Origin of the sequence: Haemophilus sp. CCUG 60358, from assembly GCF_001679485.1 — a bacterium.
In the GTDB taxonomy this organism is placed as follows: Bacteria; Pseudomonadota; Gammaproteobacteria; order Enterobacterales; family Pasteurellaceae; genus Haemophilus_D.
On record NZ_LZOZ01000008.1, the window covers coordinates 156171 to 170485 of the forward strand.

The 14315-nt window shown below is 39.9% G+C and carries 17 protein-coding genes; 10 read left to right on the top strand and 7 right to left on the bottom strand.

Annotated features, from left to right (window positions below):
* The 6 genes from A9500_RS03325 to A9500_RS03350 form a co-directional block, all read right to left on the bottom strand.
* Positions 1 to 834 (bottom strand): metal ABC transporter permease, encoded by an 834-nt coding sequence (locus tag A9500_RS03325; protein ID WP_065243884.1) that lies wholly within the window; start codon positions 832 to 834, stop codon positions 1 to 3.
* Positions 827 to 1678, bottom strand: a complete 852-nt coding sequence (locus A9500_RS03330) for a metal ABC transporter permease (protein WP_065243885.1) — start codon at positions 1676 to 1678, stop codon at positions 827 to 829. The genes A9500_RS03325 and A9500_RS03330 overlap by 8 nt, the downstream gene beginning before the upstream one ends.
* A 3-nt stretch (positions 1679 to 1681) precedes the next feature.
* Positions 1682 to 2584 (bottom strand): manganese/iron ABC transporter ATP-binding protein, encoded by a 903-nt coding sequence (locus A9500_RS03335; RefSeq protein WP_065243886.1) that lies wholly within the window; start codon positions 2582 to 2584, stop codon positions 1682 to 1684.
* On the bottom strand, positions 2584 to 3465 hold the full coding sequence (locus tag A9500_RS03340) for a metal ABC transporter substrate-binding protein (protein WP_065243887.1): 882 nt from the start codon (positions 3463 to 3465) through the stop codon (positions 2584 to 2586). Before A9500_RS03340 ends, A9500_RS03335 begins: the two co-directional genes overlap by 1 nt.
* Positions 3466 to 3618: 153 nt before the next feature.
* Positions 3619 to 4494 carry a D-alanyl-D-alanine carboxypeptidase family protein gene (locus A9500_RS03345; RefSeq protein ID WP_049363744.1) on the bottom strand — a complete coding sequence of 292 codons (876 nt, stop codon included), beginning with the start codon at positions 4492 to 4494 and terminating at the stop codon, positions 3619 to 3621.
* Between the two features lie 90 nt (positions 4495 to 4584).
* Entirely contained in the window at positions 4585 to 4767 is a 183-nt protein-coding gene (locus A9500_RS03350) for a hypothetical protein (RefSeq protein WP_049372889.1), read from the bottom strand.
* Positions 4768 to 4797: 30 nt separating this feature from the next.
* On the opposite strand from A9500_RS03350, the gene A9500_RS03355 reads away from it, so the two are divergent.
* The 7 genes from A9500_RS03355 to A9500_RS03385 all read left to right on the top strand — a co-directional run bounded on the left by A9500_RS03355 (position 4798) and on the right by A9500_RS03385 (position 11197).
* Positions 4798 to 5946: a bifunctional tRNA (adenosine(37)-C2)-methyltransferase TrmG/ribosomal RNA large subunit methyltransferase RlmN gene (locus tag A9500_RS03355; protein ID WP_049363743.1), complete on the top strand. Its 1149-nt coding sequence runs from the start codon at positions 4798 to 4800 to the stop codon at positions 5944 to 5946.
* 69 nt (positions 5947 to 6015) lie between these two features.
* The gene (gene pilW, locus A9500_RS03360) at positions 6016 to 6558 is read left to right on the top strand and encodes a type IV pilus biogenesis/stability protein PilW (protein ID WP_065243888.1); all 543 of its coding nucleotides are present in this window, start codon (positions 6016 to 6018) and stop codon (positions 6556 to 6558) included.
* A gap of 75 nt (positions 6559 to 6633) precedes the next feature.
* Positions 6634 to 7662: a RodZ family helix-turn-helix domain-containing protein gene (locus A9500_RS03365; RefSeq protein WP_065243912.1), complete on the top strand. Its 1029-nt coding sequence runs from the start codon at positions 6634 to 6636 to the stop codon at positions 7660 to 7662.
* Between the two features lie 18 nt (positions 7663 to 7680).
* Positions 7681 to 8787: a flavodoxin-dependent (E)-4-hydroxy-3-methylbut-2-enyl-diphosphate synthase gene (gene ispG, locus A9500_RS03370; protein ID WP_065243889.1), complete on the top strand. Its 1107-nt coding sequence runs from the start codon at positions 7681 to 7683 to the stop codon at positions 8785 to 8787.
* A gap of 9 nt (positions 8788 to 8796) precedes the next feature.
* Positions 8797 to 10068 (top strand): histidine--tRNA ligase, encoded by a 1272-nt coding sequence (gene hisS / locus A9500_RS03375; RefSeq protein WP_065243890.1) that lies wholly within the window; start codon positions 8797 to 8799, stop codon positions 10066 to 10068.
* An 18-nt stretch (positions 10069 to 10086) separates the two neighbouring features.
* Complete coding sequence (locus A9500_RS03380) at positions 10087 to 10701, top strand: YfgM family protein (RefSeq protein ID WP_049356996.1); 615 nt, start codon at positions 10087 to 10089, stop codon at positions 10699 to 10701.
* Between the two features lie 52 nt (positions 10702 to 10753).
* Entirely contained in the window at positions 10754 to 11197 is a 444-nt protein-coding gene (locus tag A9500_RS03385; RefSeq protein ID WP_065243891.1) for an isoprenylcysteine carboxylmethyltransferase family protein, read from the top strand.
* Positions 11198 to 11252: 55 nt separating this feature from the next.
* On the opposite strand, the gene sodA is transcribed toward A9500_RS03385, so the two are convergent.
* On the bottom strand, positions 11253 to 11900 hold the full coding sequence (gene sodA / locus A9500_RS03390; protein ID WP_065243892.1) for a superoxide dismutase [Mn]: 648 nt from the start codon (positions 11898 to 11900) through the stop codon (positions 11253 to 11255).
* A 283-nt stretch (positions 11901 to 12183) separates the two neighbouring features.
* Between sodA and ccmA the strand changes: the two genes are divergently transcribed.
* The 3 genes from ccmA (at position 12184) to A9500_RS03405 (ending at position 14306) form a co-directional block, all read left to right on the top strand.
* Positions 12184 to 12825 carry a cytochrome c biogenesis heme-transporting ATPase CcmA gene (gene ccmA, locus A9500_RS03395; RefSeq protein WP_014063993.1) on the top strand — a complete coding sequence of 214 codons (642 nt, stop codon included), beginning with the start codon at positions 12184 to 12186 and terminating at the stop codon, positions 12823 to 12825.
* Between the two features lie 6 nt (positions 12826 to 12831).
* On the top strand, positions 12832 to 13497 hold the full coding sequence (gene ccmB / locus A9500_RS03400) for a heme exporter protein CcmB (protein WP_014063992.1): 666 nt from the start codon (positions 12832 to 12834) through the stop codon (positions 13495 to 13497).
* Positions 13498 to 13565: 68 nt separating this feature from the next.
* Positions 13566 to 14306, top strand: coding sequence for a heme ABC transporter permease (locus tag A9500_RS03405; RefSeq protein ID WP_065243893.1), 741 nt, complete (start codon positions 13566 to 13568; stop codon positions 14304 to 14306).
* Positions 14307 to 14315 lie beyond the last annotated feature (9 nt).

A 14315-nucleotide genomic window follows, 5' to 3' on the forward strand; every position in this document is an offset into this window, starting at 1 on the left:
TTAAAAATTTAACCGCACTTTTATTTTGCTATAAACTAGGGCAATTAAGAAAAATACGGCCTGTAACAAAATAATGCATGCACCAGTGGATGCATCAAAATGATAGCTAAGTAGCACGCCTAATAGACTTGCAGTTACAGCGCTGATGATTGCGATAATAAGCATCTTATCGAAGCGATTGGTCAGTGTTAGCGCAGTGATGCCCGGTGCAATTAGCATCGCTACAACTAAGATAACCCCAACAACTTGCATCGTACTCACAATGGTGAGTGCAAGTAGTGTGAGTAGTCCATAATGTAATAATTTAGGCGAAAGACCTGCAACACGGGCATGGCTAGGATCAAAGCAGTAGAGAAGGAAATCACGACGCTTTAAGCCAAGCAAAATAAAAATGATCAAGGCAATGATTGCTGTTTGAATCAGCTCTTGTCTGCTTACACCCAACACGTTACCGAATAAGATGTGTGTGAGATGTTGTGAGGTTTGGATTTTGGTGAAAAGTACCAAACCAATGGCAAACATGCCAGAGAATACAATCCCCATCGCGGTATCTTCTTTTATACGGCTGTTTTCTTTTAAATAACCTACACCTAAGGCACAGGCAATACCTGAGACAAAGGCTCCAATCACCAATGGAATACCGGCTAGAAAAGCTAATACAATACCAGGCAGGACGGCATGGGAAATGGCGTCGCCCATCAATGACCATCCTTTCAATACTAAATAGCAAGAGAGTAGCGCACAGATCACGGCAACCACTAATGCGGTGAGTAGTGCATTTTGCATAAAGTCAAACTGAAATGGCTCAGCGAAAATAGCGAATATTTCACTCATGGGCCACCGCCTTACGTCGTTTTTGACTCATTAATCCGTATTTTGGCGAAAATAGAAAAGCTAATAAAAATAACAAGGTTTGCAATGTCACGATGATACCACCAGTGGCTCCATCGAGATAATAGCTTAAATAGACACCGACGAAACCAGTGATTGCGCCTAATGCTACGGCAATTTTGATAAGAGTTTTGAACTTGTCAGTAAGTAAATAGGCGGTTGCGCCTGGTGTGATTACCATCGCAATCACTAAAATCGCCCCGACAGTTTGTAATGCCGCAACGACACAAGCACTCAAGAGTGTAAAAAAGAGAACTTTGTAAAACAGTGGTGAAAGTCCAACTGTAATTGCTTGTGTTTCATCAAAGAAAATCAGTAACAGATCCTTCCAAAAAATAAGCAATAAGACCAAGCAAATCAACATAATGATGGCTACTTGATAAATATCTTCATCGGCAATCCCGAGGATATTACCGAGAATAATATTTTGCACGTTTATTGAGGTTGGATTAAGGGAAATAATTAACAATCCCAAGGCAAAAAAGGTACTGAAAATAAAGCCGATAACGGCATCTTCTTTGAGTTTAGAAATGGATTTGATCCATAAAATGGAAAGTGCGGCCAAAATTCCGGCAAAAAAAGCACCTAAAGCATAGGGGAGTGAAAAGGCATAAGCTATCGCCACACCCGGAACCACGGAATGAGAGAGCGCGTCGCCAATTAATGACCAACCTTTCAACATTAAATAGGCAGAAAGAAAGGCACAAATGCCACCAACTGCGGCACTTATCCACATGGCTTTTTGCATATATTCATAGGAGAAAGGTTCCAGTAAATATTCAAGCATGGCTTATTCCTTGTCAGACGGAGGCAGACGACAGGATTTTACAGCCGTTGCAGGCGGATCATTTTTGGTTTCACCATAGAAGACAACGGGACGTTCATCATCCGTAAGCACGGTGACAGCACGTTTATCTTCATCATTATGCAGATCTTCACCTAATAATTTGATGTGTCGTAATACACCACCAAAGACTTTTTCCAAATTATGCTGATTAAATGTATTTTCTGTTTTACCGGCAGCAATCACAGTACGGTTAATCATCACCACTTGATCACAGAAATCTGGTACAGAGCCTAAATTATGGGTGGAAACTAAAATCAAATGCCCTTCAGCACGTAACTGACGAAGGAGTTCCACAATGGCATTTTCAGTTTTAACATCCACACCTGTAAAAGGTTCATCAAGCAAGATAATTTTACTTTGTTGTGCTAATGCACGAGCCAAAAATACGCGTTTTTTTTGCCCACCAGAAAGCTCGCCGATTTGCCGTTCAGCTAAATGCTCGATGTTTACTCGTTGCATCGCTTCGAGCACTTTTTGTTTGTCTTCAGCTTTTGGAATGCGTAGGAAATTCATGTAGCCGTAGCGTCCCATCATGACAACATCATAAACGGAGACTGGAAATTGCCAATCGACTTCTTCCGCTTGCGGCACATAGGCAACCAAATTTTGTTTCAATGCTCGATTAATTGGCAAACCACAAAGCGCAATATTGCCTTGCTGTGGCTTGATTAAGCCCATGATGCTTTTGAATAGCGTTGATTTTCCGCTCCCATTTACGCCGACAAGAGCACAGATGGTTCCCCCTTGTAATGCAAAGGCAACATCATAAATTGCAGTGTGCCCGTTGTTGTAACGCACAGTTACATCATTAACGGAAATCGAAGCGGAAAGTGAAAGTGCGGTCATTATTTTTCAAATCCTTTGACTATGGTGGATACAGTGACATTCAGTAAGTCAATATAAGTTGGTACAGGACCGTCAGCGGCAGAAAGAGAATCTACATAAAGCACGCCGCCGTACTTAGCACCGCTTTCTTTCGCTACCTGTTGAGCAGGTTTGGCTGACACGGTACTTTCACTAAATACCACTGGAATGTGATTTTTTTTCACTAAATCGATAAGTTTACGCACTTGTTGAGGCGTACCTTGTTGTTCAGCGTTAATTGGCCATAAATAGCCTTCTTTGAGATCATAATCTTTTGCTAAATAACTAAAGGCGCCTTCACTGGTCACTAACCAACGTTGGTCGGCAGGAATTTTTGAGAGTTTTTCACGTAAAGGTTTATCGAGCTGTTTGATTTTTTCTGCATACGCTGCTGCATTTTTTTGATAAGTATCAGCATTTTGCGGATCGTATTTAACTAATGCATTTTTAATATTTTCGACATAAATCAACGCATTAGATGGCGACATCCAAGCGTGTGGGTTAGGTGCATCTTTATAAGGGCCTTCATAAATAGAAAGTGGCGTGATGCCTTCGGTTACCACAACAGCTGGTTTGTCTTTGATATTTTGGAAGAAACGCTCAAACCAACGCTCTAAATTTAATCCGTTCCATAAAATTAAATCAGCAGATTGAGCTTTTACAATATCTTTAGGGGTCGGTTCATACTCGTGAATTTCTGCACCAGGTTTGGTGATAGATTCCACCGTCGCGGCATCGCCCGCAACATTTTGTGCGATATCCTGAATAACCGTAAATGTGGTCACCACTTTAAATTTCGCTTCGGCTTGTAAAGTAGCTAAACCTAGAGCGATAACAGATAGGCTTTTAAATAAATGCTTCATGAGATCTCCTTAAAAATAATGATTAATTAGCATTCTGCAGAATAATATCATTTTTTATAAGACTTTTAAATGAAAATAATTATCAAATCGATAGGTAATTAAAATTAAAAAGCGGAAAATTTTGTGCAAAATGACCGCTCTTTTTTGAAATGATTAACCACCAACTTGTTGGATTAGGCGATCCATACCCGCTTCATCATAGCCTTCTTCATATTGGGCTTCATCAACGGTAAAGTTGTGCATGCTACGCCCTGCGATACAACCGTATTGTTCCAATTTTCCTTTAGTAAAGTTAGTACGAAACGCAGATGAATGGTTATTTAAACTGATCACCCCAATGGTAGCGCGATTACATGGATTTTTATTCACAAAGACTAAATTATAGCCAGATTCGCGAATATAACCCGTTTTATTAATTGCCGCATCAAACACTTCTTCACGCACTAATTTATTGGTGTTTTTAACAAAAACGCTACGTCCGCCAGCTTGAATGAAAGCGCTTGGCATATTCGATAGGTTTTTGATTTGTGCTTTGTTAAGAGAGTATTTAGCCAGTTTTACGAGATCCATCACACTTGAAATGTTGCTGTCAGATAAACCTGAGCTATCTGAAAAGCGGGTAGAGCGCATACCTAATTCTCTCGCTTTCTCATTCATTTTTTGGATAAATTGCAAACGGCTCATGCCTGCAGAGCGAGAAAGGGCGTGAGCAGCATAGTTGTCAGAATGGACAAGCATCGCTTTTAATAATTCATTACAAGAAATCGGCGTGTATTTTGGTAATTTTGTATGTGTGCCTTTAATGTAATCGTAATCGTCGTCAGTAATTGATGCAGTACAATTTGCGTTTCGATTATTTTCAAGAAACACATTTGCAGTCATTAACTTGGTGACGGATGCGATAGGTTGAACATGATTCGGTGAGCTACTTTCGAGCACGCGATCATGGGTGAAATCATACACGACATAAGATTGTGCCGTTGCCATTGCTGGCACTAAACACAATACAGAAAGCACTTTTTTTAACATATCTTTTAATATAGCCAACTTAGAGAATAAAACAAAGCTTGTATTCTATCAGTTTTTGTAAGGGTTTGGGATGTGTGAAAGAGAAAAAATTTAAAGTTTTTTAACCGCACTTTTTTCTTTTGTTTTTTTTGATTTTTGCGATAGCGATCGCAAAGAAGTGCGGTCAAAATTTTCTTTGTTTTTCAAATCTGCTAGCTTATCCGTCGGTAAATCTGTAAAATCTCGGCTCATTTTTAATATGCGAATTTTTTGTTGCTCAATTCTGAGTAACATCATCGCCGTAATGTGTAATAACGAGGCTTTATGTTAGAACAACCTCTTTCATCCGAAACGAATACAAAAAAGATTAACTTAATGGATTTAACGCGTCAGCAGATGCGTGAGTTTTTTGCTGAATTAGGCGAGAAACCATTTCGTGCGGATCAATTAGTGAAATGGATTTATCATTTTGGCGAAGATAACTTCGACAATATGACCAATATTAATAAAAAATTACGAGAAAAATTAAAAGCGGTCGCTGAAATTAAAGCGCCAGAAGTGGCGGTTGAGCAACGCTCTGCGGATGGTACTATTAAATGGGCGATGCAGGTAGGTGAACAGCAAGTTGAAACGGTCTATATTCCTGAAGCGGATCGCGCAACACTTTGTGTTTCTTCTCAAGTAGGCTGTGCGTTAGCTTGTACTTTCTGTTCGACAGCACAGCAAGGCTTTAACCGTAATTTAACGGTGTCTGAAATTATTGGTCAGGTTTGGCGTGCATCAAAAATTATCGGTAATTTTGGTGTGACGGGTGTACGTCCTATTACCAATGTGGTAATGATGGGTATGGGTGAACCATTGTTAAATGTAGCCAATGTTGTACCCGCGATGGAAATTATGCTCGATGATTTCGCGTATGGATTATCTAAACGACGCGTGACGTTATCCACTTCAGGAGTCGTGCCTGCACTCGATATGTTACGTGATAAGATTGATGTAGCATTAGCGATCTCGCTTCACGCACCGAACGATGAATTGCGTGATGAAATCATGCCGATCAACAAAAAATATAACATCAAAATGTTGATGGATTCGGTACACAGATACTTAGAAGTATCAAATGCTAACCATGGTAAAGTGACTATTGAATATGTGTTATTAGATCATGTGAATGATGGTACAGAGCATGCGCATCAATTAGCTCAAGTGTTAAAAAATACCCCGTGTAAAATTAACTTGATCCCATGGAATCCATTCCCAGAAGCGCCTTATGGTAAAAGCTCAAATAGCCGTGTCGATCGTTTCCAAAAAACATTAATGGAATACGGTTTTACGGTAATTGTGCGCAAAACCCGTGGTGATGATATTGATGCCGCTTGTGGTCAGTTGGCGGGGGATGTGATCGACCGAACCAAACGTACAGCAATGAAACGTAAGTTTGGTGAAGGTATTGACGTAAAAGCGGTTAACTAAGCTAAATATAGCAAGACTTGTAAAGGGAAAATGACCTGGAGAAGAGTGATAAGATAGAGGAGTGATAAGATGAAATTAATCCCAATTAACATTCTAAGTGCGGTCATTTTTCCTTTTATTTTTTCAGCTTGCGTCTCTCAGTCTTCAGTTGACTTTAATAAACAACAAGCAGCAAAAGCACGCGTTGAGTTGGCATTAGGCTATCTGCAACAAGAGGATTTTGTTCAAGCAAAACTGAATTTAGATAAAGCCTTTGAACATGATGACCGCTATTATCTTGTGCACTCGGCACTTGCGCATTTTTATCAATTACAAGGCGATACGGAAAAAGCGAAGCAAGCTTATTTACAGGCGATTAAGTTAGATGATAAGCAAGGCGATGTGTATAACAACTTTGGTGCATTTTTATGTGGGCAAGGTGAGTTTGAACAAGCTTATTCACAATTTAATGCAGCTCTTGCTGCACCAAATTATTATCATCAAGCAGATACTTACGAAAACATGGCACTTTGTGCTTTTGCTGGAAAACAAACCGATGTTTATCAACAAGCGTTGGAGAAATTGCGCCAAGTTGATCCTTCTAGAGCGGAAAAGCTCCGTACGCTCAAATAATCATTGCCAAAAGCCCCTTTCGACTTTAAAATTTGGTATTTAGTTTTTTATTTCTATTTCTCTATTTTTATACCTATGAATACAATCGTCGAACAAACTGAAACAACTGAAATCTCCTTTGGGGATAAACTTCGCCAAACACGCGAAGCATTAAATCTTTCTTTAGAAGATGTGGCAAAGGCAATTTCTTTACGTCCAAGCATTTTGGCAAAATTAGAAAATAATGAATTTGTCCAAAAAAATGTACCTTCAACCTTTTTGAGAGGTTACGTACGTAGTTATGCGAAATTTTTACGTATTCCTGATGCTGAATGGGCTCATTTAACTTTTGGTGAAGCACATAAAAATGATTTAAGTAAAAATACACGTGCGACGCGTTCAGTTAACCAATATTCTTCTCACAGCCGTTGGGTAGGCACACTCACAACGATTATTTTACTCGCTGCTGTTGGAATGACTGGCTTATGGTGGTGGCAAAATTATCAAAAATCAAACGAAGAACGTGATAATTTAGTGCAAACCTACGTTGAAAAAGAAAAAACAGCAGAGCTACCGGCTACTCATTCGAATGAAATTCCAGTAACAGTAAATAGTCAGCCTGCGGTGTCAAGCAATGAAACTACGTCTGTAGCGGAAAAAACAAATAATGCTGCTGAACCCGCTGTTTCAACGACTCAAGAAAATCAAGCTCAACTAGTAAATGCAGAAGTTTCAACCGCTGCAACTTCAGCACCTACCGTTGAACAAGCCCAAGCACCTGTTGTGGAACAAACGTTACCTAACACTGAACCAACAACAGAGCAAACTGTGCCAGATACACAAAGTGCGGTTGAAAACCCCGCTATTTCTGAAGCACCAACTACAGCGAAAGGCGATCTCGTTATTGAGATCACGAAAAATTCAAGCTGGATTAGTGTGAAAGACCAAAAGCGTAAAGTATTAGCGCAAAAAGAATATAAACAAGGCGAAGTTTTAACCTTTAATGGTGACGAATATGCTTTGATTATTGGTGCGCCAGGTAACGTTCGCATTACTTATAAAGGCGAAGCGTATCCGCTTACAGTTGATGGCCGTGTGGCTAAATTTAAATTACCAAAACCTTAACGAATAATTTACGAAAGAATGTCAGCAGTAAAACCTACTATCAAACGTCGTGAATCGACAAAAATTTATGTGGGCAATGTACCAATCGGTGGTGATGCACCGATTGCCGTACAATCCATGACAAATACTCGCACAACTGATGTTGAAGCGACCGTTGCACAGATTAAATCTTTGGAACGTGTGGGCGCAGATATCGTGCGTGTTTCTGTTCCGACCATGGATGCAGCCGAAGCCTTTAAAATCATTAAACAGCAAGTGAATGTGCCATTAGTGGCGGATATTCATTTTGACTATCGTATTGCGTTAAAAGTGGCTGAATATGGGGTGGATTGCTTACGTATTAATCCAGGCAATATCGGTCGTGAAGATCGTATTCGTGCAGTGGTGGATTGCGCGCGTGATAAAAATATCCCGATCCGTATTGGTGTCAATGCTGGCTCATTAGAAAAAGATATTCAAGAGAAATATGGTGAACCAACACCAGAAGCCTTATTAGAATCAGCGTTACGCCACGTTGAGATCTTGGATCGTTTAAACTTCGATCAATTTAAAGTGAGCGTAAAAGCATCCGATGTCTTCCTTGCGGTAGAATCTTACCGTTTATTGGCAAAAGCCATTAAACAGCCGTTGCATTTAGGTATTACAGAAGCAGGTGGCGCGCGTGCGGGCTCTGTGAAGTCAGCGATTGGTTTAGGGATGTTGTTAGCGGAAGGCATTGGTGATACCTTGCGTGTCTCTTTAGCCGCCGATCCTGTAGAAGAAATCAAAGTTGGTTTTGATATTTTGAAATCGTTACGTATTCGTTCTCGCGGGATTAATTTTATTGCTTGCCCAACTTGCTCTCGTCAAGAGTTTGATGTTATCGGCACGGTGAATGCACTGGAACAACGTTTAGAGGATATTATCACCCCAATGGATGTGTCTATTATCGGTTGTGTGGTAAATGGCCCAGGTGAAGCATTAGTGTCTGACCTTGGCGTGACTGGTGGTAATAAGAAAAGTGGCTATTATTTAGATGGCGAGCGTCAAAAAGAACGTTTTGACAACGACGCGATTATTGACCAATTAGAAGCAAAAATTCGTGCCAAAGTTGCACAACAAGATCCAAAAAATCGAATTATTTAAGGAAAACTCGTGGCAAAAAATATTCAAGCAATTCGTGGGATGAATGACTGTTCCCCAACTGAATCTCCACTTTGGCAATGGATTGAAGGGCAGGTTCGCCAAATTTTAAGTAGCTACGGCTATTCAGAAGTGCGTATGCCAATCGTGGAAAGTACGCCATTATTTGCTCGTGCAATCGGTGAAGTCACAGATGTTGTCTCAAAAGAAATGTATACATTCTGGGATAATGATGAACAATTAACACTTCGCCCAGAAGGTACGGCAGGATGCGTGCGTGCTGCGATTGAACACGGTTGGATTTACAACAATGAACAACGTTTATGGTATATGGGGCCAATGTTCCGCCATGAACGTCCACAAAAAGGTCGTTACCGTCAATTCCACCAAGCAGGTGTCGAAGTATTTGGTATCGCAACCGCTGAAATTGATGCGGAGTTAATTATTTTAACTGCACGTTTATGGAAAGCGTTAGGTATTGATCAACATGTTTCTCTTCAATTAAATTCGATTGGTTCATTAGAAGCACGTGCAAACTATCGTTCTGCATTAGTGGCCTTCTTAGAAAATCACCAAGATTTAATGAGCGAAGAAGAGAAAGAACGTCTTGTAAAAAATCCATTACGTATTTTGGATACTAAGAATCAAGCATTACAAGATGTATTGGACGGCGCGCCAAAATTATTGGATTATTTAGACGATGAAAGTCGCGAGCATTTTGCGCAGTTATGCGGTCTATTAGATGCAGTTGGCATTCAATATGAAATTAATCCCAAATTGGTACGTGGTTTAGACTATTATAATAAAACCGTATTTGAATGGGTGACATCCGCATTAGGGGCGCAAGGGACCGTATGTGGTGGTGGACGCTATGACGGCTTAGTTGAACAACTTGGCGGCCACGCAACAAGTGGTGTCGGTTTCGCAATGGGCTTAGAGCGTTTAGTGCTACTCGTTCAAGAAGTGAATAAATCTATTCCGGTAAAAAGTGCGGTAGATATTTACGTTGTTTATCAAGGTGAAGGTACAACATTAGCCGCATTCCAACTAGCTGAAAAACTTCGCTCAGAATTACCGCACTTAAGCACAATGTTACATTGCAGTGGCGGTAACTTTAAAAAACAATTTAAACGCGCAGATAAGTCTGGTGCGACTCTAGCCCTTGTACTTGGCGAAAGTGAAGTGCAAAATAATCAAGTTGTGGTAAAACACTTACTTGGCGGAGCAGAGCAGCAAACCATTGATGTGGACAATTTAATTGAACACGTGAAAGCCCAATTTTAATTTTAGAAGGATAGGAAAATGGCATATACCATTGAAGAAGAACAAGAACTGAACCAGTTAAAAGAGTGGTGGAAAGACAATGGCAAAACCATTATTGCCGCTTTTATTCTTGGCGTAGGCGGGATGTTGGGCTGGCGTTATTGGCAGTCTTATCAAGCCAATCAAATTATGCAAGCGTCTGCTGAATATGATGCTCTAGTTTATACTGCAAACAAAGATGCTGCTGCACAACAAGCTAAAGTGGCTGAATTTGTGAAAGCGCATGATAAAACCAGCTATGCGGTATTTAGCTTATTAGATGAAGCAAAAGGTTTTGTTGCAAAACAAGATTACGCCTCTGCTGAAAATAGCTTAAAACAAGCGATTGCTCAATCACAAGATGATATCTTAACTTCTCTTGCAGCGCTTCGTTTGTCTGCGGTGCAATTCCAACAAGGTCAATTTGATGCAGCATTAGCAAGTCTAAATCAAGTGAAAAGCCAAGGCTTTAGTGCACGTAAAGATCTTTTAGCGGGCGATATTCAAGTCGCAAAAGGCGATGTGAATGGTGCTAAAGCAAGCTTTGAGAATGCACAAAAAAGCGGTAACCCGTTAGAAAAACAAATGGCGCAGATGAAATTAAATAATCTGTAATATTTTAATTTAGCCCGAATTGCTCGGGCTTTTTTATTAGATTTTTGATCTTATGATTCAGAAACCTATTGTGCCACCCCCCGTCATTTTTATTGGCTGTGCACTTATCATGGCATATTTGCCTAATCCTTATCCTTTCGAAATCAATGTATTAGTAGTTTATTTGATTGTATTGGTTTCTTCTGCTATTGCTTTTTTCAGCCTTTGGCAATTCTATAAAAGTAAAGCGAATATCAATCCAATTCACTTAGAAAAAAGTAATGTGTTTGTGGCAAATGGTATTTATCGTTTTAGCCGTAATCCCATGTATTTAAGCTTAGCGGGTTTGTTAGTGGCATGGGCGGTTTATTTGCAAAATGCGGTCAGTTTTCTCGGTGTTTTTCTGTTTATTTACTTCATCACACAATGGCAAATTAAACCTGAAGAATACTGGCTAGAGAAGAAGTTTGGTGAGTCTTATTTGGCTTATAAGAAAAAAGTCAGACGTTGGATTTAACCAATAAAAAAATCGCCTACAAATAGGCGATTTTTTTATATATTTTGAGAAGCTATTATTTAGCTGCACATCCGCAATCTGCTAATTTTTTAGCTAAACGCTCCGCAACGAAATCCCAGTTCACTACGTTCCAGAATTCTTTGATGTAGTCTGGACGACGGTTTTGGAATTTCAAGTAGTAAGCGTGTTCCCAAACATCTAAACCTAAAAGTGGGAAACCTTCACAACCTGCGATTTCTTTACCCATTAATGGAGAATCTTGGTTTGCTGTTGATACAACAGATAATTTACCTTGGTTGATCACTAACCACGCCCAGCCTGAACCAAAACGAGTTGCTGCTGCTTTTTCAAATTCAGCTTTAAAGTTTTCTACAGAACCGAAATCACGTTCGATAGCTGCTTTTAACTCACCCTGTAAAGTGGTGTCTTTTTTCAATGATTTCCAGAATAAGCTGTGGTTTGCGTGACCGCCTGCGTTGTTACGTAATGCAGTACGTTTTTCAGCTGGGATTTTGTCTAATTGGCTGATTAATTGACCTGAGCACATTTCAGAAAATTCAGCAGGTAAAGTTTCTAACACCGCGTTAGCATTGTTTACATAAGCTTGGTGATGTTTAGTGTGATGAATTTCCATTGTTTGTGCATCAAAATGTGGTTCTAACGCATCATAAGCGTAACCTAATTCAGGTAGAGTATAAGACATAATATGTTCCTTTTTTAAATGAAGTTAAGGTAATGTTTTTGATAAAACAACATCAAAAAGTAGCTAAATGGTAGCAGAAAATTTGATTTAGATCAGTAAATCTTTTAATTATTTGATTATCCGATGAATAGGCTAGGAAAACTTAATTTGTTTTAAATCAATAAACACACCGATCTACGCCTAAATAGTTATACCTTTTAGCCCTTAAAATCTCGTCAAAATTTCCCCTTGTGGTAGAATACCCGCTGATTTTTAACAAGGTTTTATTTTTAAGGCTGAGACTATGTTTCCTGCTCATCAACTTCAATTAGAACAATTAGCGTGCCAACGGGGCGATCGTGTATTGTTTACTGATCTTTCACTGCAATTTCAAAGCGGTGATTTCGTGCAAATTGAAGGGCATAATGGTATCGGTAAAACAAGTTTATTACGGATTTTAGCCGGCCTTGCACAGCCTGTAGAAGGTAAAGTGCGGTGGAATTCAGACGAGATTACAAAACAACGCGAAGAATATCATCATCAGCTGCTTTATCTCGGCCATCATTCTGGTGTGAAACCTGAATTAACGGCATGGGAAAATTTAAAATTTTATCAGCAGATTAGTCAAAGCCAGCAAGGCACCGATATTTTATGGGATGTGCTGGAAACAGTGGGCTTACTCGGTCGCGAAGATTTACCGGCCGCTCAACTTTCAGCTGGTCAGCAAAAGCGCATTGCCTTGGCGAGATTATGGATCTCGGAAGCACCTCTTTGGATTTTGGATGAACCTTTTACAGCAATAGACAAAAAAGGGGTTGAAGTTTTGACCGCACTTTTTGAAAATCATGCTAAAAAAGGTGGAATGGTGATTTTAACGAGCCACCAAGAAGTACCAAGTACGTTATTGAAAAAAATCAATCTTGCTGATTATAAATATAATTCTTAGATTTTTATGATATTTTTACAGATTATAAAGCGTGAGCTGAAGATTGCGACCCGTAAACAAGCGGAAATATTGAACCCGCTTTGGTTCTTTTTAATCGTGATTACGCTGTTTCCATTGGTAATTGGGCCGGATCCTAAGTTACTTTCTCGTATTGCACCAGGGGTTGCTTGGGTAGCGGCATTGCTTTCTGCGTTATTGTCTTTTGAGCGTTTATTCCGAGATGATTTTATTGATGGTTCTTTAGAACAATTGATGCTTACGGCTCAACCTTTAGCGCTAACGGCACTCGCAAAAGTTGTTGCACACTGGCTATTAACTGGTTTGCCGTTGATTTTACTTTCACCTATTGCGGCTTTATTGCTTTCGTTGGAAGTGAATATTTGGTGGGCGTTGGTGGTCACCTTGCTAGTAGGAACACCAATTTTAAGCTGCATTGGCGCGATTGGCGTGGCATTGACGGTAGGATTACGTAAAGGTGGCGTATTGCTGAGTTTACTTGTGGTACCATTATTCATTCCGGTTTTAATTTTTGCCTCAGCAATTTTAGATGCCGCCGCGTTAAACCTCCCTTATGGCGGACAGCTTGCTATTTTAGGCGCTATTTTGGCTGGCGCGATAACTTTATCGCCTTTTGCTATTGCAGCGGCACTACGAATTAGTTTAGATAATTAATCATCATTACGGTGAAAGTGCGGTCAGATTTTTAACTGTTTTTTATTTTTTGGAATTAAGGATCTTTTATGTGGAAGTGGTTACATCCTTACGCAAAACATGAAACCCAATATCATTTATGTGGCAAATTAAGCCCGTTTTTTGGTGTGATTGCGGTTTTATTATTGGCTGTTGGCATTGTGTGGGGCTTAGCTTATGCACCGGCAGATTATCAGCAAGGCAATAGTTTCCGAATTATGTATGTGCATGTGCCGGCGGCGATTTGGTCAATGGGCGTGTATGGTTCGATGGCGATTGCAGCGATTATTGCGTTAGTTTGGCAGATTAAAGCCGCACACCTTTCGATGGTTGCCATGGCACCAATTGGTGCGATGTTTACCTTTATCGCGCTAGTCACAGGCGCAATTTGGGGTAAACCAATGTGGGGAACCTGGTGGGTGTGGGATGCGCGTTTAACCGCAGAACTCATTCTTTTCTTCTTATATATCGGTGTATTAGCCCTTTACTCTGCATTTTCTGATCGTGCGGTGGGCGCAAAATCAGCGGGTATCTTGTGTATTGTTGGTGTGGTTAATTTACCAATCATTCACTTCTCGGTAGAGTGGTGGAATACTTTACATCAAGGGGCAAGTATCACGAAGTTTGAAAAACCGTCTATTGCAACGCCGATGTTAATTCCACTGATTTTATGTATTTTTGGATTTTTATTTTTATCCATTTGGTTTACGCTCGTGCGTTATCGTGTTGAATTGCTAAAAGAAGATAGCAAACGTCCATGGGTAAAAGAGTTAGCAAGTAAGCTAAAATAGTTTTTCATT